Here is a 19,022-nt window from a genome sequence, read left to right as displayed (position 1 = left end):
GCTGCTTCCCTGCCAGTTCGACGCGCGGAAGCGTCTATGGCACAGGCAACCGTCGAAACGGCGCCCCTAGAGCACGTCGACGCCGTCGAGCCTCACCTGGACCGGGTCGTCAGTGCGCTTGGCGGCTGCGGCGGCCTTAACCGCGCGGAGGGCCTTGGTGGCCTCGGCGGCTTCCGCGTACGGGATGAACAGCAGCGTCCGGACATCCTCGCCGCCGTGCCGCTCCGCACCGGCACCCGGCTTCGATGTTCCGGACCCAGCTCCGGACCCAGCTCCGGGCAGCGGTGCCGGCCCGGCCGAGCGCAGCACGATGGCCTGTTTCGCCAGCGCGTGCCCCACAGCATCGGTGAAGTGCCCGACGGCGGTGCGGCCGCCGGTGACGGACGCGATCCGGACCGCGGGCGGCAGCGACAGCTCTTTCCGCAACGCCAGCTCGCGCCCGGCGTACCCTGCCGGGTCCCAGCGCAGCAAGGCTCCGACGCCGGCGGCGTCCTCGGCCGTGATGACCACGAGCCCGCCGTCCGAGGCCGACCGGACCAAGGCTGCGGCGTTGAACCAGCGCCGGACGGCGTCCTCCCCCGCCCGGAGGTTCTCCCGGCGCAGCAGGGAGTCGCCATCGAGCAGCAGCGCGGCCGCGTAACCGCCTGCTGCCACTGGTTCGGCGCCCACCGTTGCAACCACAAGGGACTTGGTGTCAGGCACAGTGGCCAGGACACGGTCGCCGGAGGAGGTAATGACGGGTTTTCCCGGAAACGCCCGGCCCAGTTCCTCCGCCGTGCGCAGCGCACCGGTGGCGCCCCGCCGGAGCCGGACGCCGTTGCAATGCACGCAGTGCCAGTCCGGGGAGGCCGCGGAGCACCAGCGGCATGCGGGCACCGCGGCGCTGCCGCCGGGCCCGGAAATTGCCAGCGGGCCATTGCAAGCGGTGCAGCGTGCCGGCTCCCGGCAGCGTTCGCAGGCCAGCGACGGCGCGTACCCGGCCCGTGCGACCTGGACCAGGACGGGACCACGTTCCAGGCACTCCTTCGCTGCGCGCCAGGCGGCGCCGGGCAACCGCGCGATCCGCGCCAGCGGATCCCGCTCCTGCTCAAAGCTGTCGGCGGTGTTCACGACGCGCGGGACGGTCCGGCGCATCACCGAGCGATCCGCCTCGACCGGCCAGGCCCACCCGGACTCCACCAGACGTTGCGACTCCGTGCTGCGGGCGTGCCCGGCCAGCAGGCACGCGGCACCTTCGTGCGCCGCCCGGAGCAGCAGGACTTCACGGGCATGCGCGTACGGGGAACGCTGCTCAATGTGCAGGTCATCGCCGTCGTCCCAGCACACCACCAGGCCAAGGTTCTGCACCGGCGCGTAGGCGGCGGAGCGGGTCCCCACGGCCACCCCCGCGGCGCCACTGAGGATCCGAAGGAAGCTGCGGTAGCGCGGGGTCTGGCCGTCGTCGGCAGTGAGTCGGGCGACGTCGCCGGCCGGCAGGACTTCCAGCAGGGCCGCCTCGACCCGGTCCAAGTCCCGGTAGTCCGGCACCACGACGACGGCGCCGCGGCCGGAACGGCGGACGGCGGCAACGGCTTCCGCGACGAGCCGGGGCCAGCTGCCGGGACCAAACCCCTGCAGGGCGCTCAGCGCGGCACGGGGCGACTCCCCCGCCCCCAGGTGCTGGAGGAACGCCGGGCCGTTGTGGTAGTCCGCCCAGCCAGACGGCGCCACGGGCTGCTCAGCAGCGGACCTGCTGGCCCCGCCTGCCCCGCTGTCGCTCTCCCCGCCTTCGCCGTGGGCGAAAAGCTGCGGGTCCAACCGGCCGTCGGGGGCAAACTCCTTTTCCAGCTTGGCCATCCGCGGCGGGACTGCCACCCGGAGGACATCGCTGACGGTGCCGGCGTAGCGCGCCGCGACCCTCCCGGCCAGTTCGGCCACGGCCGGAATCAGCACCGGTACCGGGGACACCACCTTGTACAGCGGCACCAGCGGGTGGCCGGCGTCGGACGCCGCCGCGCGTTCGAGGAGGTAGCCGGCGAGTTCCTGGCCGCTGAATTTGACCTTCACCCTGACGCCCGGCTGGGCGGCGGCATCCAGCTCGGCCGGAACGCTGTAGTCAAAAGGCCGGTCCAGATGCGGCAGGGACGATTCCAGCAGCACCCGGGCCACCGGGAGGTCAGCGGCCAGGGCGGGCCCGGACGCGGCCGCGGAAGCGGGGAAGCCGTGCAGCAGCGAAAGCTGAAGCGGCTCCTCCGGCGCGGCGGCAGAGCGAGGTGGCGTCACGGTTCCTGCCTCCCTTCGGCGCCCTCCCCGGACGCATCAGCGGCCGGGCTATCGATCAATCTTAAAACTGTAGCCAGGCCGCCGTTCGGCGGCCTGGCTACAGCACATCACAGAGCTCTGACATTCAAAAACGCCGACGTCCCAGGGCTCCGACGTCCGGCACGTTTGGCCAAAGCTTAAGCGTTGAAGAACGCCTTCAGCTCGTCCACCCGGTCGAGTCGTTCCCAGGTGAAGTCAGGCTCCTCGCGGCCGAAGTGGCCGTGCGCGGCCGTCTTGGCGTAGATCGGACGCTTGAGGTCCAGCGCGTCGATGATGGCGCGCGGGCGCAGGTCGAAGATCTCGGCGATCGCGGCGCTGATCCGGGCCGGGTCGACGGTTTCGGTCCCGAACGTCTCCACGTAGGTGCCCACCGGACGGGCCTGGCCGATTGCGTAGGCGATCTGGATTTCCGCGCGCTTGGCGAGACCGGCAGCCACCACATTCTTGGCGACCCAGCGCATGGCGTAGGCGGCCGAGCGGTCCACCTTGGACGGATCCTTGCCCGAGAAGGCGCCGCCGCCGTGCCGGGCCATGCCGCCGTAGGTGTCAACGATGATTTTGCGGCCGGTCAGGCCGGCGTCTCCCACCGGGCCGCCGATCACGAAGGCGCCGGCCGGGTTCAGGATGTTGCGGGACCGGGAGGTGTCCAGGTTGGACAGGGCCATAACCGGGTCGACGACGTGCTCGGCGAGGTCGGCACGGAGCTGGTCCAGGCTGGCGCCTTCCGCGTGCTGGCTCGAGATCACGACGGTCTCGACCGAGACGGGACGGTCGCCGTCGTACCCCACAGTGACCTGGGTCTTCCCGTCGGGACGCAGGTAGCCCAGCTGGCCCGACTTGCGGACCTCGGTGAGCCGCTCGGAGAGCCGGTGCGCAAGCCAGATCGGGACCGGCATGTAGGAAGGAGTCTCGTCGCTGGCGTAGCCGAACATGATGCCCTGGTCGCCGGCGCCCTGCAGGTCGTAGTCGTCTTCCTGGCGGCCTTCGCGGGCTTCCAGGGAGTTGAACACGCCACCGGCGATGTCGTTGGACTGCTGGCCGATGGAGACGGACACGCCACAGCGGGCGCCGTCGAAGCCGTTTGCAGAGGAGTCGTAGCCGATCCCCAGAATGGTCTCGCGGACAATCTGCGGGATTTCGACGTAGGCGTCCGTGGTGACTTCGCCGGCCACGTGGACCAGACCGGTGGTGGCCAGGGTCTCGACGGCGACGCGGGACTCCGGGTCCTTGGCCAGCAGGGCATCGAGGATCGAATCGCTGATCTGGTCACAGATCTTGTCGGGGTGTCCTTCGGTCACCGACTCGGACGTGAAGAGCCGGAGCGAAGCGGGCGTGGACCCGTGGAAGTCTGGGATGTGCAGCGGTAAAGTCACTCAACTACCTTACTGGTTGGAAAACGGACGTCCGGCGGCGTGTGTCCCCCTACTAAGGAGACCTTGATTACGCCAGCGCTTATGCGGGCGGGACAACCCGGCTTAACTCGGCGCTGATGCGGTCAATGACGGCAGCCGCGACGTCGGATTTGGAACCCGACGCCTCTTGGGGTTCGGAGCCGGACCTCGCAAGGATGACTACGGAGTTGCTGTCCTGGCCAAAGACCTGGTCCTTGCCTACCTGGTTCACCACCAGCAGGTCACAAGCCTTGCGGCGCAGCTTGGCCTGGGCGTACTCGAGGACATCGCCCTCGGCGTCGCCGGTCTCGGCTGCGAAGCCCACGATCAGCTGGTTGCGGGAGGCCGCATCACGGACCTCGACGAGCTCACGGAGGATGTCCGGGTTGCGGACCAGCGAGATCACCGGATCGGCGACGTCGTCGCGCTTCTTGATTTTGGTGCCGGAGACATCGGCCGGGCGGAAGTCCGCCACGGCGGCTGCCATGATGACGACGTCGGAGTCGGCGGCCGCGTGCAGGGCGGCCTCGCGCAGTTCCAGCGCGGTCTCCACCTTGACGACGTCGACGCCGGCCGGGGCAGGGACGTCCATGTGTGCGGCGAGCAGCCGGACGCGGGCACCGGCGTCGCGCGCGGCGGCGGCCAGCGCCACGCCCTGCTTGCCGGAGGACCGGTTGCCCAGGAAACGGACCGGATCCAGGGGTTCGCGGGTGCCGCCCGCGCTGATGGTGACGGTGAGCCCGGCAAGACTCTGGTGCGCTGCGGCTGGAAGGGCCGTGTCCGACGTCGGAAGCTCGGGGGTATTGGGCACCGCCGGAGCGCCGGCGAGGGCCAGCGCTGCGGCGAAGATCGCCTCGGGTTCGGGCAGCCTGCCCGGGCCGGAGTCAGCGCCGGTCAGCCGGCCGGTGGCGGGTTCGAGCACAGTGACCCCGCGGTTGCGCAGCGTTTCGACGTTGGCCTGGGTCGCCGGGTGGCGCCACATTTCGGTGTGCATGGCCGGGGCCATCAGGACCGGCCCGCCAGCCATCAGCAGCGTGTTGGTCAGCAGGTCGTTGGCCTGGCCGGAGGCAGCACGGGCCAGCAGGTCCGCCGTCGCCGGTGCCACCACGATCAGCTCCGCCTCGTGTCCGAGCCGGACGTGGTTGACCGTGTGCACCTCGTCGAACACGCTGTTGCTCACCGGGTGCCCGGAGAGTGCCTCCCAGGTGGCCACGCCGACGAAGCGGGTGGCGGCCTCGGTGGGAATGACGGTGACGTCATGGCCGGCTTCAGTAAAAAGCCGGAGGAGCGATGCCACCTTGTAGGCGGCGATCCCTCCCCCGACTCCGAGGACTATGCGCACGTGACCTCCGTCAGGCAGCAGAGTTGTTACTCTGCGGCGGCTTCGATCGGCGTGGAAACGAGTTTGCCTTCGTTGATCTCGCGCAGGGCGATGGACAGCGACTTTTCGTTCAGCTTGGTGTCGACCAGCGGGCCGACGTACTCGAACAGGCCCTCGTGCAGCTGGGCGTAGTAGGCGTTGATCTGCCGGGCGCGCTTGGCACCGAAAATCACCAGTCCGTACTTCGAGTCGGCAGCCTTCAGCAGCTCGTCGATCGGCGGGTTGATGATGCCTTCAAGGTTCGTGGACACGAATTCTCCAAATTCTAACGGGCCAATCCGACCCTGCGGTTAGTGCGGGTGCGGCGTAAGCCCCATGAGTGAAACAAGCTCATCCGCTGCCCGACGTACGTCATCATTGATGACCGTGTGATCGAACTCCGGTTCAGCGGCTAGTTCTACTTTACCGGTTTCCAGCCGTCGCTGCTGTTCTTCGGCGGATTCAGTGCCGCGGCCCACCAAGCGGCGCACCAATTCTTCCCAGCTCGGCGGGGCGAGGAAGACGAACTGTGCGTCCGGAACAGCCTTCTTCACCTGCCGTGCGCCCTGCAGGTCGATCTCCAGCAGAACCGAGCGGCCCTCGGCAATGGCCGCGTCTACCGTGCTCTTGAGGGTGCCGTACGTATTCTGCCCGTGCACCACCGCCCATTCCAGGAGTTCTCCGGCCGCCACGAGGGCGTCGAACTCCTCTTTGGTTTTGAAGTAGTAATGCACCCCGTCGATTTCACCGGGCCGCGGCGGGCGCGTGGTTGCCGATACTGAGAGCCAGACTTCGGGATAGTTGTCCCGAATATAGGTGGACACTGTGCCTTTGCCGACAGCCGTCGGACCGGCGAGGACTGTCAGTCCGGGTTTCTTGGTCACGTATTCCTTTGGGCGGTTGGGGAAGCTCGGTAAACCAAGCTATTTCTCGTCTATAAAATCTACCAGCGCCCGGCGTTGGTGGATTCCCAGCCCCCGCACCCGGCGTGAGGCGGCAATCCCGAGCCGGTCCATGATCGCCGCGGCACGCACGTGTCCGATGCCCGGCAGCGCTTCGAGCAGTTCCACTACCCGCATCCGGGCGATCGCTTCGTCCGTCTCCCCCGCACTGAGCAGCTCGGCGATTGACAGCTTCCCCGACTTCAGCCGCTCCTTTGCGTTCGCCCGGGCCAGCCTGGCGGCCGCGGCCTTGTGCAGGGCGTCGGCACGCTCCTGCGGCGTGAGGGGTCGCAAGCTCACTGAGGTCCTCCCTGCATTGTCAGCCGAGACCACGCAAACGGCCTGGTCAGACGTGACCGTGAGACGGGCCGCGCATACCCCGGCTGGTACCGCGGACTTGTCCTGAACTTACAGTCTGGAGTCGCCGGAAAGCAATGGATCACGTCCGGCGCTACACCTGCGGCCGACGCCTTGGTGGCCGGGGCGTGGACGTGGGGGTTGCTGGGCGGCGGAAGGATCCGCCGGGACAGACGACGCCGGCCGTTTGCCACAGATGGCCGGAATGCCAGGTCTATAGCGGCATTCTGTGGCGAATCGGCGCATTCAAGGCAGCGGCCCGACTCCGACCCGGCTGACCCAGCGTGGAGGGTTGGCGGTGTGCCGCCAACCGTCCGCCAGAGATGGCCGCAATGCCGGGTCCGTAGCGGCCATCTGTGGCGAATCGGCGCATTCAAGGCAGCGGCCCGACTCCGACCCGGCTGACCCAGCGTGGAGGGTTGGTGGTGTGGCGCCCACCGTCCGCCAGAGATGGCCGGAATACCGGGCCTAAAGCGGCCATCTGCGACCGATGGGCACATCTAAGGCTGCGGACCACCCTTTGCCTGCCTGGCGAGCCGGTAGCCGTTACCCATTCGCCAGAGATGGCCTCAATACCGAGTCCGTAGCGGCCATCTGTGGCAAACCGGCGCGGCGCCAACCGTTCGCCACGGATGGCCGGAACACCACGTCTAAAGCGGCCATCTGCGGCAAATCGGCGCAGCTAGGACCGCGGACCAGTTCCAACCCGTCTGTCCCAGCGTGGAGGCTGGTGTGGCGCCAACCGTCCGCCAGAGATGGCCGCAATGCCGGGTCCGTAGCGGCCATCTGTGGCGAATCGGCGCAGCTAGGGCCGCGGACATGCCGGGGCCGGCCTAACGGACGCCCGGCGCCCTGCGTTTGCCACAAAGGGCCGCAATGCCGGCCCCGTAGAGGCCTTCTGTGGCAAACGACGCGGCAAACCCGCACGGCCGGCCCAGTGCCGACCAGCCGAGCCCGGATCGCTATACGGCGCGGAGTTCGTCCAGGGTGCGCTGCGCGGCTTCCCGCAGCCCCGCAGGCTGCGGGCCCGCGCGGAGGATGTCCCGGCTTGAGGTGCCGAGGACCTGGCCGTAGGCGCTGCCGAAGGTGCGTCGCAAATCGGCTGCCGTGGCTCCCTGGGCGCCGAGGCCCGGGGCGAGGATCGGGCCGCGGACTGCCGCGAGATCCAGGTCCAGGTCCGCCAGCGCCGTGCCAACCGTCGCGCCGACCACCAGGCCCACGGAGCCAAGGTCTCCGGCGTAGCGCTGGTTCTCCTCCGCTGCGGCGCGGACGATCCGCCGCGCCACGGAATCCGCTCCGCCGACGTGCTGGACGGAAGCGCCTTCCGGGTTGGAGGTCAGGGCCAGGACGAAGACGCCGCGCCCGGCGTCGGCCGCAAGATCCAGCGCGGGCCGGAGCGACTCAAAGCCCAGGTAAGGACTCAGCGTCACCGAGTCCGCAGCCAGGGCTGACCCGTCGCGCAGCCAGGCGTCGGCGTAGGCCGCCATAGTGGAGCCGATGTCGCCGCGCTTGGCGTCCGCGATGCTGAGCACCCCTGCCTCCGCGGACGCCGCGAGGGTGCGCTCCAGCACGGCCATGCCGGCCGAGCCGTGGCGCTCGTAGAGCGCCACCTGCGGCTTCACCGCGGCAGCGAGCGAGGCCACCGCCTCCAGAACGGTGAGCGAGAAGCGCTCCAGGCTGGCGACGTCGTCGTTCAGGCCCCAGTGCTGCAGCAGCGCCGGGTGCGGGTCGATGCCGACGCAGAGCGGGCCGCGCTCTGCCATGGCCCGGCCGAGCCGGGAGCCGAAGGACTCCCGGCCGGCCGTGTCAGCGGCGACGGCCTCAGGCACCGGCGTTCGCTTCCTGGGCGACCCGCTGCTGCGAGGCCATCAGGGCCGCGGCGTGCTCCTGCAGGCTCGTGACGGACCACTCGTAGGTCCGCATCGCCTCGATCGCCTGGACGGCAGCGTTGAACTCGGCCACCGTGGTGATGCACGGGATGCCGATCGAGGTGGCTGCGGCGCGGATTTCGTAGCCGTCGCCGCGGGCTTCGCCGCCGGAGGGCGTGTTGAAGACCATGTCGATTTCGCCCGCGACGATGAGGTCCGCGATGGTGCCCTCACCTTCGGCGCTGGAGCCTTCGGCGACCTTGCGGACCGTGGTGGCCTGCAGGCCGTTGCGGCGCAGCACATCGGCCGTGCCGCCGGTGGAGACGATCTCGAAGCCGAGGTCGGAGAGCCGCTTGACCGCCATGATGACGGCGCGCTTGTCCCGGTTGGCAACGGAGACGAAGACCTTGCCCTCGGTGGGCAGCGCGTTGTTGGCCGCGGCCTGGCTCTTGGCGAAGGCGGTGTCGAAGTGCTTGTCGATGCCCATCACCTCACCGGTGGAGCGCATTTCCGGGCCCAGCAGGGAGTCGACAACCTTGCCCTCCAGGGTGCGGAAGCGGCTGAACGGAAGGACCGCCTCCTTGACCGCCACCGGCGCGTCCAGCGGCAGCGTGGAACCGTCGCCGGACTCCGGCAGCATCTTGTACGCGGTGCGGAGCTGGTTGACGGTGACGCCCGTGCCGATCAGGGCCGCGGCCTTCGCCATCTGCACGCCGGTGGCCTTGGAGACGAACGGCACGGTGCGGGAGGCGCGCGGGTTGGCTTCGAGCACGTAGAGCACGTCGGAGGCGAGGGCGAACTGGATGTTGATCAGGCCGCGGACGCCGACGCCTTCGGCGATGGCCCGGGTGGCGGTCCGGACGCGGTCAATCACGTTGTTGCCCAGCGTGATGGGCGGCAGCACGCAGGCGGAGTCGCCGGAGTGGATCCCGGCTTCCTCGATGTGCTCCATGATGCCACCGAGGTACAGGTCCTTGCCGTCGTAGAGGGCGTCGACGTCGATCTCGACGGCGTCCTCGAGGAAGCGGTCGATCAGCACCGGGTGGTCCGGGGTGATTTCGGTGGCGTTGGCGATGTAGCGGGAGAGGTTCGGTTCGTCGTAGACGATCTCCATGCCGCGGCCGCCGAGGACGTAGGACGGGCGGACCAGGACAGGGTAGCCGATCTCGTCCGCGATCTTCTTGGCGTCCTCGAAGGAGACGGCGGTGCCGTTCTTCGGGGAGATCAGCCCTGCCTCGTCGAGCACCCGGGAAAAGGCGCCGCGGTGCTCGGCCAGGTCGATGGCCTCCGGCGAGGTGCCAAGGATCGGCACGCCGGCGTCGGCGAGCTGCTGGGCGAGTTTGAGCGGGGTCTGGCCACCGAGCTGGACGAACACACCCATCACGCCGCCGGTGCGCTCCTCGGCCGCGATGACCTCGAGGACGTCCTCAAGGGTCAGCGGTTCGAAGTAGAGCCGGGTCGACACGTCGTAGTCGGTGGAGACGGTTTCCGGGTTGCAGTTGACCATCACGGTCTCGTAGCCGGCCTTGCGCAGCGCCATCGACGCGTGCACGCAGGAGTAGTCGAACTCGATGCCCTGCCCGATCCGGTTCGGCCCGGAGCCGAGGATGATGATCGACGGCTTGGCGTGCAGCGCCACCTCGTCCTCCTCGTCGTAGGAGGAGTAGTGGTACGGCGTGTACGCCGCGAACTCGGCGGCGCAGGTGTCCACGGTCTTGTAGACCGGACGGATGCCCAGGGCCTGCCGCACGCCGCGGACGACGTCCTCGGAGTTGTGCGTCAGGGCGCCGATCTGGGCGTCGGAGAAGCCGTGCCGCTTGGCGCGCTGCAGCATCTCCTGGGTGAGGGCGTTGGAGTGCCGGATTTCCTGCGAGATTTCGTTCAGCAGCTGGAGCTGGTCAAGGTACCAGGGGTCGATCCCGGTCGCCTCGAACAGCTGCTCAACGGTGGCGCCGCCGAGCAGCGCGCGCTGGACCTGGTGCAGGCGTTCGGTGCTGGGGCGCTTGGCCTTCTCGATCAGCTCCGGCACTTCCCATTCGGGGACGGCGCTGAAGTCCAGCTGCGACCCCTTCTGCTCCAGCGACCGCAGCGCCTTCTGCAGCGCCTCGGTGAAGTTCCGGCCCATGGCCATGGCCTCGCCCACCGACTTCATGGTGGTGGTCAGGGTGGAGTCCGCGGCGGGGAACTTCTCGAAGGCGAAGCGCGGGACCTTGACGACGACGTAGTCGAGGGTCGGTTCGAAGGAGGCCGGCGTCTTCTGCGTGATGTCGTTCGGGATCTCGTCCAGGGTGTAGCCGAGCGAGAGCTTGGTGGCGATCTTGGCGATCGCGAACCCGGTGGCCTTGGAGGCCAGGGCCGAGGAGCGTGAGACGCGGGGGTTCATCTCGATCACCACGACACGGCCGGTGTCCGGCTCGACGGCGAATTGGATGTTGCAGCCGCCGGTGTCGACGCCGACTTCGCGGATGACGGCGATCGAGATGTCGCGCAGCCGCTGGTACTCGCGGTCGGTCAGGGTCAGCGCCGGAGCGACCGTGATGGAGTCGCCGGTGTGCACGCCCACCGGGTCGAAGTTCTCGATCGAGCAGACAACCACGACATTGTCGTTCTTGTCCCGCATCATTTCGAGCTCATATTCCTTCCAGCCGAGGATGCTCTCTTCGAGCAGCACCTCGGACGTGGGGCTGTACTGCAGGCCCTGGCCGACGATCCGGCGCAGGTCATCCTCGTTGTAAGCCAGGCCCGAGCCCAGGCCGCCCATGGTGAAGGAGGGCCGGACCACCATCGGGTAGCCCAGGTCCTCGGCCGCGGTGAGGGCCTCGTCCATGCTGTGGATGATGTGGCTGCGCGCGGATTCGGCACCGCAGCGCTCCACCACGCCCTTGAACTTCTCGCGGTCCTCGCCGAGCTCGATCGCGGCGATGTTGGCGCCGATCAGCTCCACGTTGTACTTCTCCAGCACACCGTTCTTGTCCAGGGCGATGGCCGTGTTCAGCGCCGTCTGGCCGCCGAGGGTGGGCAGGATCGCGTCGGGGCGTTCCTTGGCGATGATCTTCTCGACGACCTCTGGGGTGATCGGCTCGATGTAAGTGGCATCGGCGAACTCCGGGTCGGTCATGATCGTGGCCGGGTTGGAGTTGACGAGGATGACACGCAGGCCTTCCTCCTTGAGGACGCGCAGTGCCTGGGTCCCGGAGTAGTCGAATTCGGCCGCCTGGCCGATCACGATCGGGCCGGAACCGATGACCAGGACGCTTTTCAGGTCAGTTCTCTTGGGCATTACTTCTTGTCCTCAGTCTTGGAGTCGGTGGAGGTTTGCTTGCTGTTCGCCATCAGCTCGATGAAGCGGTCGAAGAGGTACGCGGCGTCGTGCGGGCCGGAGGCCGCTTCGGGGTGGTACTGGACCGAGAAGGCGGGGATGTCGAGGCAGTGCAGACCCTCGACGACGTCGTCGTTGAGGCTGACGTGGCTGACCTCGACACGGCCAAAGCGCTCCTCGGGAGCCTTCGTCGCGCCCTCGAGCGGGGCGTCGACGGCGAAGCCGTGGTTCTGCGAGGTGATCTCGACCTTGCCGGTTCTGCGGTCCATCACAGGCTGGTTGATGCCGCGGTGGCCGTAGCGCAGCTTGTAGGTGCCGAAGCCGAGCGCGCGGCCCAGGATCTGGTTGCCGAAGCAGATGCCGAAGTAGGGCAGCTTGGCGTCCAGCACGGAGCGCAGCAGGTTCACCTGGCTGTCGGCGGTGGCGGGGTCGCCGGGGCCGTTGGACATGAAGACGCCGTCGGGGTTGACGGCTTTGACGTCCTCGAGGGTGGCGGTGGCCGGCAGGACATGGACCCTGACGCCGCGCTCGGCGAAGCGGATCGGGGTCATGCGCTTGATGCCAAGGTCGATCGCGGCGATGCTGAACCGCGGTTCGCCTTCCCAGCCCCAGTCGGCGGGTTCGACCGTGTAGGCCTCGTCGACGCTGACCTCCTCGGCGAGCCGGGAGCCTTCCATCGGTGCACTGGCCAGCACGGCGTCCACGAGTTCCTTGTCCGTGGCCGCCGCGGCGTCGCCGGAGAAGATCCCGGCGCGCATGGTCTTGTGTTCGCGCAGGTGACGGGTGATGGCACGGGTGTCGACGCCCTGGATTCCGACAATGCCCTGCTCGACAAGCTCGTCGTCAAGGCTCCGCTCCGAGCGCCAGTTCGAGGGGCGGCGTGCGGCGTCGCGGACGACGTAGCCGGCCACCCAGATGCGCCGGGACTCGGCGTCGTCCTTGTTCACGCCGGTGTTGCCGATGTGGGGTGCGGTCTGCACCACCAGCTGGCGGGCGTAGGAGGGGTCGGTGATGGTTTCCTGGTAGCCGGTCATGCCGGTCGCGAAGACCGCCTCGCCCAGCGCGGTGCCGGTGGCGCCGTAGCTGCGGCCGCGGAAGATCCGGCCGTCCTCCAGCACGAGCACGGCGGGGGCGGATGCTGCTGCTGCGTTTGCTGTCACTGTCTTTTCGTTCACTGTTTCTTCTGACACGTCTGTCTTCTTCACTTCTGCGTTCGCTGGCATGGATTCCGTCACGTCGCTACTTTCCACTATCGGCTTCTGCCTGAGGGGCTGCGGAGATCAAATCTTTGAGGGTGGTGAGGAGCAGGGCCTTGTCCTCGGCCCGGCGGGGGCGGAAGCCGGTGTCCAACTCCTTGGCACCGAGCATCCAGCTGATGACCAGGAGTCCGTCCTTCTCCACGAACTTTCCGGCCATGCCGCTTTCCTGCCGGACGCCGGTGAGGCTGTCGGCCGGGATGAACACGGGTCCGGCGCCGGAGCGGTCGAACAGCACGCCTTCGCGGTGGACGCTGAGGTGGGAGTTGGTGCGCAGGCCCAGCTGGTGGACGGCGATCCGGTCCAGCCAGTCGCCGGCGGTGGTGGAGGCGACGTACTGTCCCTCGGCCGCGGCGATCGGCCCGCCGAGTTCCGCGGGGACGGCCGGAAGCGGCTCGACGTCCGCCTGGCGTCGCAGCCGGTTGCGCCAGCCGACCCAGATCAGGACCAGCGCGACGACGATCAGCGCCAGCGTGAAGAGCAGGGAGAGTTCCTTGACCATCAGGGCTGGACCGCCGTGGCGGGGGCATCCGGGCTTTCGGGGAGCCACCGGTACGGTGTGTTGAGTTTCCCGTTCAGGACCGTCGGGTGGCCCTTGAAGAAGGTGGCCACCACCTTGCCCGGGAGTTCCCGGCCGGCAAACGGAGAGTTACGGCCCATGGTTGCCATCTTAGAAGGGTCCACGGTCCAGCGCGCAGCCGGGTCCACGAGTGTGACGTTGGCGGGTTCGCCCGCTTCCAGCGGCCGGCCCTGGTCCTGGAGTCGGCCGATGGCGGCCGGCGTGGTGGAGGTCACGCGGGCGAAGTCGGCCCAGGTCATCAGCCCGGTCTCGATCATGGTGTGCTGCACCACGGACAGGGCAGTTTCCAGCCCGGTCATGCCCATCGCGGCCTGCGCCCACTCGCACTCCTTGTGCTCGCTCGGGTGCGGGGCGTGGTCGGTGCCGACGACGTCGATCGTTCCGTCCGCCAGCGCGGCGCGCAGAGCCTGGACGTCCTCATCGGTGCGCAGCGGCGGGTTGACCTTGTAGACCGGGTCGTAGCTGCGGACCAGTTCGTCGGTCAGCCAGAGGTGGTGGGGCGTGACCTCGGCGGTGACGTTGATGCCGCGCGACTTGGCCCAGCGCACGATTTCCACCGAACCCGCGGTGGAGACGTGGCAGACGTGCAGCCGGGATCCAACGTGCTGGGCGAGCAGGACATCGCGGGCGATGATGCTCTCCTCGGCGACGGCGGGCCAGCCGGTGAGGCCGAGCACCGCGGAGACGACGCCCTCGTTCATCTGCGCACCGGCGGTGAGGCGGGGCTCCTGCGCGTGCTGGGCGACGACGCCGTCGAACGCCTTGACGTATTCGAGGGCGCGGCGCATCAGGACCGGATCGCTGACGCAGATGCCGTCGTCGGAGAAGACACGGACCTGGGCGCGGGAGTCGGCCATGGCGCCGAGTTCGGCAAGTTGCTCGCCGGCCAGGCCGACCGTGACGGCGCCGACCGGGCGGACGTCCACCCAGCCGGCGGTGCGGCCCAGGGTGAAGACCTGCTCGACGACGCCGGCGGTGTCCGCCACCGGGGTGCTGTTGGCCATCGCGTGCACGGCGGTGTAACCGCCCAGTGCCGCGGCGCGGGTGCCTGTCTCGACCGTTTCGGCGTCTTCGCGGCCCGGTTCGCGCAGGTGCGTGTGGATATCCACCATGCCGGGCAGGGCGACGAGGCCAGCCGCCTCGATGACAGTTGCTTTCCCAAAGGCGCCGTCCGCGGACAGGTCCTGGCCGCGGGCGGCGATGACGCCGTCGCGGATCAGCAGATCCTCAGCGGCTCCGCCGAGGATCGACGCGCCCCGGATGAGGTAGGCGCCAGTGCTGCCTGTGTCCTGTTGCTGTGATGCCATCAGTGGCTCTCCTTGGAGTAGGCGGCGGTGGAGGTTGCTGGTTCGCGGGTATCCCCGGAAAGCAGGAGGTAGAGGGCGGCCATCCGGATGGACACGCCGTTGCGCACCTGTGCCAGCACGGTGGAGCGCGGCGAGTCGGCGGCGGCGGAGGATATTTCCAGTCCGCGGTTCATCGGACCCGGGTGCATGATGATCGTGTCCTTCAGGCCCAGGCTGTCCAGGGCGCGGAGGCGGTTGTCGTCGAAGCCCCAGCGCCGCGAGTACTCGCGGGTGGTGGGGAAGAACGAGGCGTTCATGCGTTCGCCCTGCACGCGCAGCATCATCATCGCGTCCACGCCCCGGGCGAGGGTTTCGTCGAGGTCGTAGCTGACGGAGCAGGGCCACTGTTCCACGCCGACAGGCAGCAGCGTGGGCGGCGCCACGAGGGTGACTTCCGCGCCCAGGGTGCGCAGCAACCAGACGTTGGAGCGGGCCACCCGGGAGTGCAGCACGTCGCCGGCGATCGCGACCCGCATGCCCTTCAGGTCCGCGCCGGTGCTCGGGCTGCCGGCGAGCCGCGACCAGTGGCGGCGCATGGTGAAGGCGTCCAGCAGCGCCTGGGTGGGGTGCTCGTGGGTGCCGTCGCCGGCGTTGATGACTGCGGCGTCGATCCAGTCGGTGGCTGCCAGCCGGTGCGGGGCGCCGGAGGCCCAGTGCCGGATCACGACGGCGTCGGCGCCCATGGCGGCGAGCGTCTGGGCCGTGTCCTTCAGTGATTCGCCCTTCGAGACGGACGATCCCTTGGCTGCGAAGTTGATGACGTCCGCGGAGAGCCGTTTGGCCGCAGCTTCGAACGAGATGCGGGTGCGGGTGGAGTCCTCAAAGAAGAGGTTGACCACGGTGCGGCCGCGCAGTGCCGGGAGCTTCTTGACCTCGCGCTCCCCCACCGCGGACATTTCCTCGGCGGTGTCGAGGATGCGGATCGCGTTGGCGTAGCTGAGGTCTTCGGTCGAGAGCAGGTGCTTCATGCCGTCACCTCGATAACGACTTCGTTCACGGCGCCGCCGCTGTTTTCCCCGCCGCTGGCGGAGTCGGTTTCTTCGAGCCGGACCCTAACCTTCTCCGCGGAAGAGGTGGGGAGGTTCTTGCCGACGTGGTCGGCGCGGATTGGGAGCTCACGGTGGCCCCGGTCGATCAGGACGGCCAAGCGGACGATCCGGGGCCGGCCCAGGTCGATGATCGCGTCCAGGGCGGCGCGGATGGTGCGGCCCGAGTACAGGACGTCGTCGATCAGCACCACTACCTTGTTGTCGATCCCGGTGCGGGGCAACTGGGTAGGGTACGGGGGCCTGGTGGGCTGGTGCGAGAGGTCGTCGCGGAACATGGTCACGTCCAGCTGGCCGACGATTGCGGCGGGATCCACCGCGGGATCGGCGGCGGCAATTTTGGCGGCGAGCCGGACGGCGAGCGGATAGCCGCGCCGCGGGATGCCCAGCAGGACCAGGTCCTGGGAGCCCTTATTGGACTCGAGAATCTCATGGGCGATACGAGTGAGTGCACGGTCGATGTCAGCCTGGTTGAGGACAACCCTGCTGAGCTGGACCTTGGCCGGAACCGGTGCTTCTGGAACAGAAGTCAACGCTCGTCTCCCCTTTCCCCGCCTCACGGGACGGAATTAAAAAAGGATCATTTGCTCTTTCAAATTACCACACGGGCTGCCGCCACCCGGCCCCGGCGGACGCGGCGTCCGTCACACCGGCGCGAGGTCTGCGCGGGTGCGCGCGGGTATGCGCGGGGCGTAATAGGCGGCCGGGCCGCGCGCACCTTAGGCTCGTGGCATGACGAGCTTCGATCCTCCGCCCGCCCGGCAGGCGCCCGGCGGCCCCCGGCAGCCGCAGCAGGCGAACCCCAGTTGGATGGGACACGTCCAGCCGGACAACTACCGTCCGGCGCCGGGCTACCGGCCGACGCCGGGCTCCGGCCAGTTGCGGGGCCAACTGCAGGGCCGGTTGCAGGGTCCTCCGCCGCTTCCGGCAGCGTACGCCGCGCCAACCCGCGCCCGGACCTCGGCCGGCATGGCCGCGCTGGTGCTCGGCGGCGGGGTACTCGCTTTCGTCAGTCTGTTCCTGGTGCTCCCCTTCGTGCTGGAAAACACCGGCGCGGGCGGCTTCGTCGTGGGTTTCATCGCCTCGCTGCTGCCACTCAGTGCCGTCCTGCTGGCCGTCCGCTTCATTGACCGCTGGGAGCCCGAACCGAAGCGGCTGCTGTTCTTCGCTTTCGCGTGGGGCGCACTCGTTTCGATTTCCGTGACGATGCTGATCCAGCCGTTCTTCGCGCTCGCCGCAGGCCCGGCGTCCGGGCTGGACTACCGGACGTTCGCCGTCACGGTGCAGGCACCGGTGGTGGAGGAATTCGCCAAGTCGCTCGGCCTGTTGCTGCTCCTAATTTTTGCCCGCAAGCAGTTCGACGGCCCGGTCGACGGCGTCGTATTCGCGTTCACGATTGCCGGCGGTTTCGCCTTCACCGAGAACATCCTGTACTTCGGCCGGGCAATCGCCGAGTCCAGCACCCCGGGCACGGACCTGGCCATCGTGTTCTTCCTGCGCGGCGTGATGTCCCCGTTCGCTCACGCCATTTTCACCGGGACAACCGGGCTCGTCCTGGGCTTCGCGGCGCGGCGCTGGCATTCCGGCCTGACGTTCCTGGCCTTCCCGGTGGGCCTGGTTCCGGCGATGTTGCTGCACAGCGGCTGGAACTCCATGGGCCAGAATTTCCTGGCCCAGTACATCCTGGTCCAGGTGCCGATCTTCCTCCTGGCGGTCCTGGTCGTGGTGCTGCTGCGCGTTGCCGAACGCCGGCTGACGCGCCAACGGCTCCAGGAGTACGCAGCGGCCGGTTGGTTCAACAGCCATGAGGTGGCGATGCTGGCGACCCCCGGCGGGCGCCGCGCTGCCCTCCGCTGGGCCAGGTCGATTGGGCGGGCCCCGGAGATGAAGGCGTTCCTGCAGGCCGCCACCCGCCTGGCCTTCACCCGTCAGCGGATCCTCAGCGGCCGGGACGTGCCGGCACACCAGCTCGATGAACAGCATCAGCTCGGCGAGGTCGTGGCCGCGCGGGACGCGCTGCTGCGCTAAGCGGCGGGAACCCCTACAGCAAAGGACCGGCCGGCATACGCGAAGGGCMGGTGTCCGCCGTGAGGCGGGCACCGGCCCTTCGAGGAGCGGTCAACGGGCCGTCAGGCCAGCAGGGACGGCTTCAGCTGCTGCAGGCGGCCGAGCAGGCCGTTGATGAACGACGGCGACTCGTCCGTCGACAGCGTCTTGGCCAGCGCCACGGCTTCACTCACGGCGACGCCGTCGGGGACGTCGTCGTTGTAGAGCAGTTCCCAGGTGCCGATCCGCAGGATGATGCGGTCCACCGAGGGCATCCGCTCCAGCGACCAGCCCTGCGAGTAGGTTTCGAGGAATTCGTCGATCGCGGCTTGGTGGGACACGACCCCCTCGACGATTTCCAGGGTGTAGGGGTTGATGATCTGATCCGTCTGTTCACGACGGGAACGCAGCACATCGAATGCGGAGGTGGAGCGCTGCTCCGCCTCGAAGAGAACATCCAGGGCCCGGTTACGGGCCTTACCGCGTGCACTCACTAGTCGTTGACCCGGCCAAGGTAGCTGCCGTCGCGGGTGTCGACCTTGACCTTGGTGTTGTTCTCGACGAACAGCGGCACCTGGATCTCGTAGCCGGTCTCGAGGGTCGCGGGCTTGGTGCCGGCCGAGGAGCGGTCGCCCTGCAGGCCCGGCTCCGTGTAGGTGATTTCCAGCACGACGCTCGGCGGCAGTTCGATGTACAGCGGGTTGCCCTCGTGGATGGCGATGTTCACCATCTGGTTCTCGAGCATGAAGTTGGTCGCGTCGCCGACGGTGGCGGCGGACACGGTGAGCTGGTCGAAGTCCGAGGTGTCCATGAACACGAAGTCGGCGCCGTCCTGGTACAGGTACTGGTAATCGCGGCGGTCAACCGTTGCGGTCTCGATCTTGAGGCCGGCGTTGAAGGTCTTGTCGACGACCTTGCCGGACATCACGTTGCGCATCTTGGTGCGGACGAAGGCGCCGCCCTTGCCGGGCTTGACGTGCTGGAATTCGATGATGTTCCAGAGCTGGCCCTCAAGCTTCAGCACGGTTCCGTTCTTGATGTCGTTAGTGGTTGCCACAGTATCCTCAGGTTTCCTTGTTGACTGGTTCTAGCCGCCAGCCGCTTATGCCAGGCAGGCATGCCGATTCGGCCCGCCAGCGCGTGTTTATCAAAAATCCAAGAACCATTCTACCGGTTTTGCCGGATCGCTGCCGGACGGCCCGTGCAGGCCG

General features: G+C 68.4%; 16 protein-coding genes. 1 reads left to right on the top strand and 15 read right to left on the bottom strand.

Going from position 1 to position 19,022, the window contains the following annotated elements; all coding sequences use genetic code 11:
* Positions 1–66: 66 nt before the first annotated feature.
* The 13 genes from AC1DK9_RS06340 to pyrR form a co-directional block, all read right to left on the bottom strand.
* Positions 67–2,262 (bottom strand): primosomal protein N', encoded by a 2,196-nt coding sequence (locus AC1DK9_RS06340; protein ID WP_476915350.1) that lies wholly within the window; start codon positions 2,260–2,262, stop codon positions 67–69.
* 176 nt (positions 2,263–2,438) lie between these two features.
* Positions 2,439–3,674, bottom strand: a complete 1,236-nt coding sequence (gene metK, locus AC1DK9_RS06335) for a methionine adenosyltransferase (RefSeq protein ID WP_476860600.1) — start codon at positions 3,672–3,674, stop codon at positions 2,439–2,441.
* A 79-nt stretch (positions 3,675–3,753) separates the two neighbouring features.
* Positions 3,754–5,034 carry a bifunctional phosphopantothenoylcysteine decarboxylase/phosphopantothenate synthase gene (locus tag AC1DK9_RS06330; protein ID WP_476915349.1) on the bottom strand — a complete coding sequence of 427 codons (1,281 nt, stop codon included), beginning with the start codon at positions 5,032–5,034 and terminating at the stop codon, positions 3,754–3,756.
* Positions 5,035–5,060: 26 nt separating this feature from the next.
* Complete coding sequence (rpoZ, locus tag AC1DK9_RS06325; protein WP_138769242.1) at positions 5,061–5,324, bottom strand: DNA-directed RNA polymerase subunit omega; 264 nt, start codon at positions 5,322–5,324, stop codon at positions 5,061–5,063.
* Positions 5,325–5,363: 39 nt separating this feature from the next.
* Positions 5,364–5,936: a guanylate kinase gene (gene gmk / locus AC1DK9_RS06320; RefSeq protein WP_476860598.1), complete on the bottom strand. Its 573-nt coding sequence runs from the start codon at positions 5,934–5,936 to the stop codon at positions 5,364–5,366.
* 39 nt (positions 5,937–5,975) lie between these two features.
* Complete coding sequence (gene mihF, locus AC1DK9_RS06315) at positions 5,976–6,293, bottom strand: integration host factor, actinobacterial type (protein ID WP_476915348.1); 318 nt, start codon at positions 6,291–6,293, stop codon at positions 5,976–5,978.
* 1,019 nt (positions 6,294–7,312) lie between these two features.
* A complete protein-coding gene (gene pyrF / locus AC1DK9_RS06310; protein WP_476915347.1) occupies positions 7,313–8,179 on the bottom strand; it encodes an orotidine-5'-phosphate decarboxylase in 867 nt (288 codons plus the stop codon).
* A complete protein-coding gene (gene carB, locus AC1DK9_RS06305; RefSeq protein WP_476860595.1) occupies positions 8,172–11,498 on the bottom strand; it encodes a carbamoyl-phosphate synthase large subunit in 3,327 nt (1,108 codons plus the stop codon). Before carB ends, pyrF begins: the two co-directional genes overlap by 8 nt.
* Entirely contained in the window at positions 11,498–12,760 is a 1,263-nt protein-coding gene (gene carA, locus AC1DK9_RS06300; protein WP_476915619.1) for a glutamine-hydrolyzing carbamoyl-phosphate synthase small subunit, read from the bottom strand. The genes carB and carA overlap by 1 nt, the downstream gene beginning before the upstream one ends.
* A gap of 16 nt (positions 12,761–12,776) precedes the next feature.
* The gene (locus AC1DK9_RS06295; protein WP_476915346.1) at positions 12,777–13,295 is read right to left on the bottom strand and encodes a PH-like domain-containing protein; all 519 of its coding nucleotides are present in this window, start codon (positions 13,293–13,295) and stop codon (positions 12,777–12,779) included.
* Positions 13,295–14,680 (bottom strand): dihydroorotase, encoded by a 1,386-nt coding sequence (locus AC1DK9_RS06290; protein WP_476915345.1) that lies wholly within the window; start codon positions 14,678–14,680, stop codon positions 13,295–13,297. Before AC1DK9_RS06290 ends, AC1DK9_RS06295 begins: the two co-directional genes overlap by 1 nt.
* Positions 14,680–15,687, bottom strand: a complete 1,008-nt coding sequence (locus tag AC1DK9_RS06285) for an aspartate carbamoyltransferase catalytic subunit (protein WP_476915344.1) — start codon at positions 15,685–15,687, stop codon at positions 14,680–14,682. Before AC1DK9_RS06285 ends, AC1DK9_RS06290 begins: the two co-directional genes overlap by 1 nt.
* Positions 15,684–16,298, bottom strand: coding sequence for a bifunctional pyr operon transcriptional regulator/uracil phosphoribosyltransferase PyrR (gene pyrR, locus AC1DK9_RS06280; protein WP_476915343.1), 615 nt, complete (start codon positions 16,296–16,298; stop codon positions 15,684–15,686). The genes AC1DK9_RS06285 and pyrR overlap by 4 nt, the downstream gene beginning before the upstream one ends.
* A 199-nt stretch (positions 16,299–16,497) precedes the next feature.
* On the opposite strand from pyrR, the gene AC1DK9_RS06275 reads away from it, so the two are divergent.
* On the top strand, positions 16,498–17,793 hold the full coding sequence (locus tag AC1DK9_RS06275; protein ID WP_476915342.1) for a PrsW family intramembrane metalloprotease: 1,296 nt from the start codon (positions 16,498–16,500) through the stop codon (positions 17,791–17,793).
* A 101-nt stretch (positions 17,794–17,894) separates the two neighbouring features.
* Here the strand turns inward: AC1DK9_RS06275 and nusB are convergent, their stop codons facing one another.
* Together nusB and efp are read right to left on the bottom strand one after the other, a co-directional pair.
* Positions 17,895–18,305, bottom strand: a complete 411-nt coding sequence (gene nusB, locus AC1DK9_RS06270) for a transcription antitermination factor NusB (protein ID WP_175321028.1) — start codon at positions 18,303–18,305, stop codon at positions 17,895–17,897.
* Positions 18,305–18,868: an elongation factor P gene (gene efp, locus AC1DK9_RS06265; RefSeq protein ID WP_018773146.1), complete on the bottom strand. Its 564-nt coding sequence runs from the start codon at positions 18,866–18,868 to the stop codon at positions 18,305–18,307. Before efp ends, nusB begins: the two co-directional genes overlap by 1 nt.
* Positions 18,869–19,022 lie beyond the last annotated feature (154 nt).

The sequence above is a fragment of the Arthrobacter sp. 01T414 genome (assembly GCF_056398965.1).
Note: the sequence above shows the minus strand (reverse complement) of the source record. Positions and strands in the feature narration are given on the sequence as shown.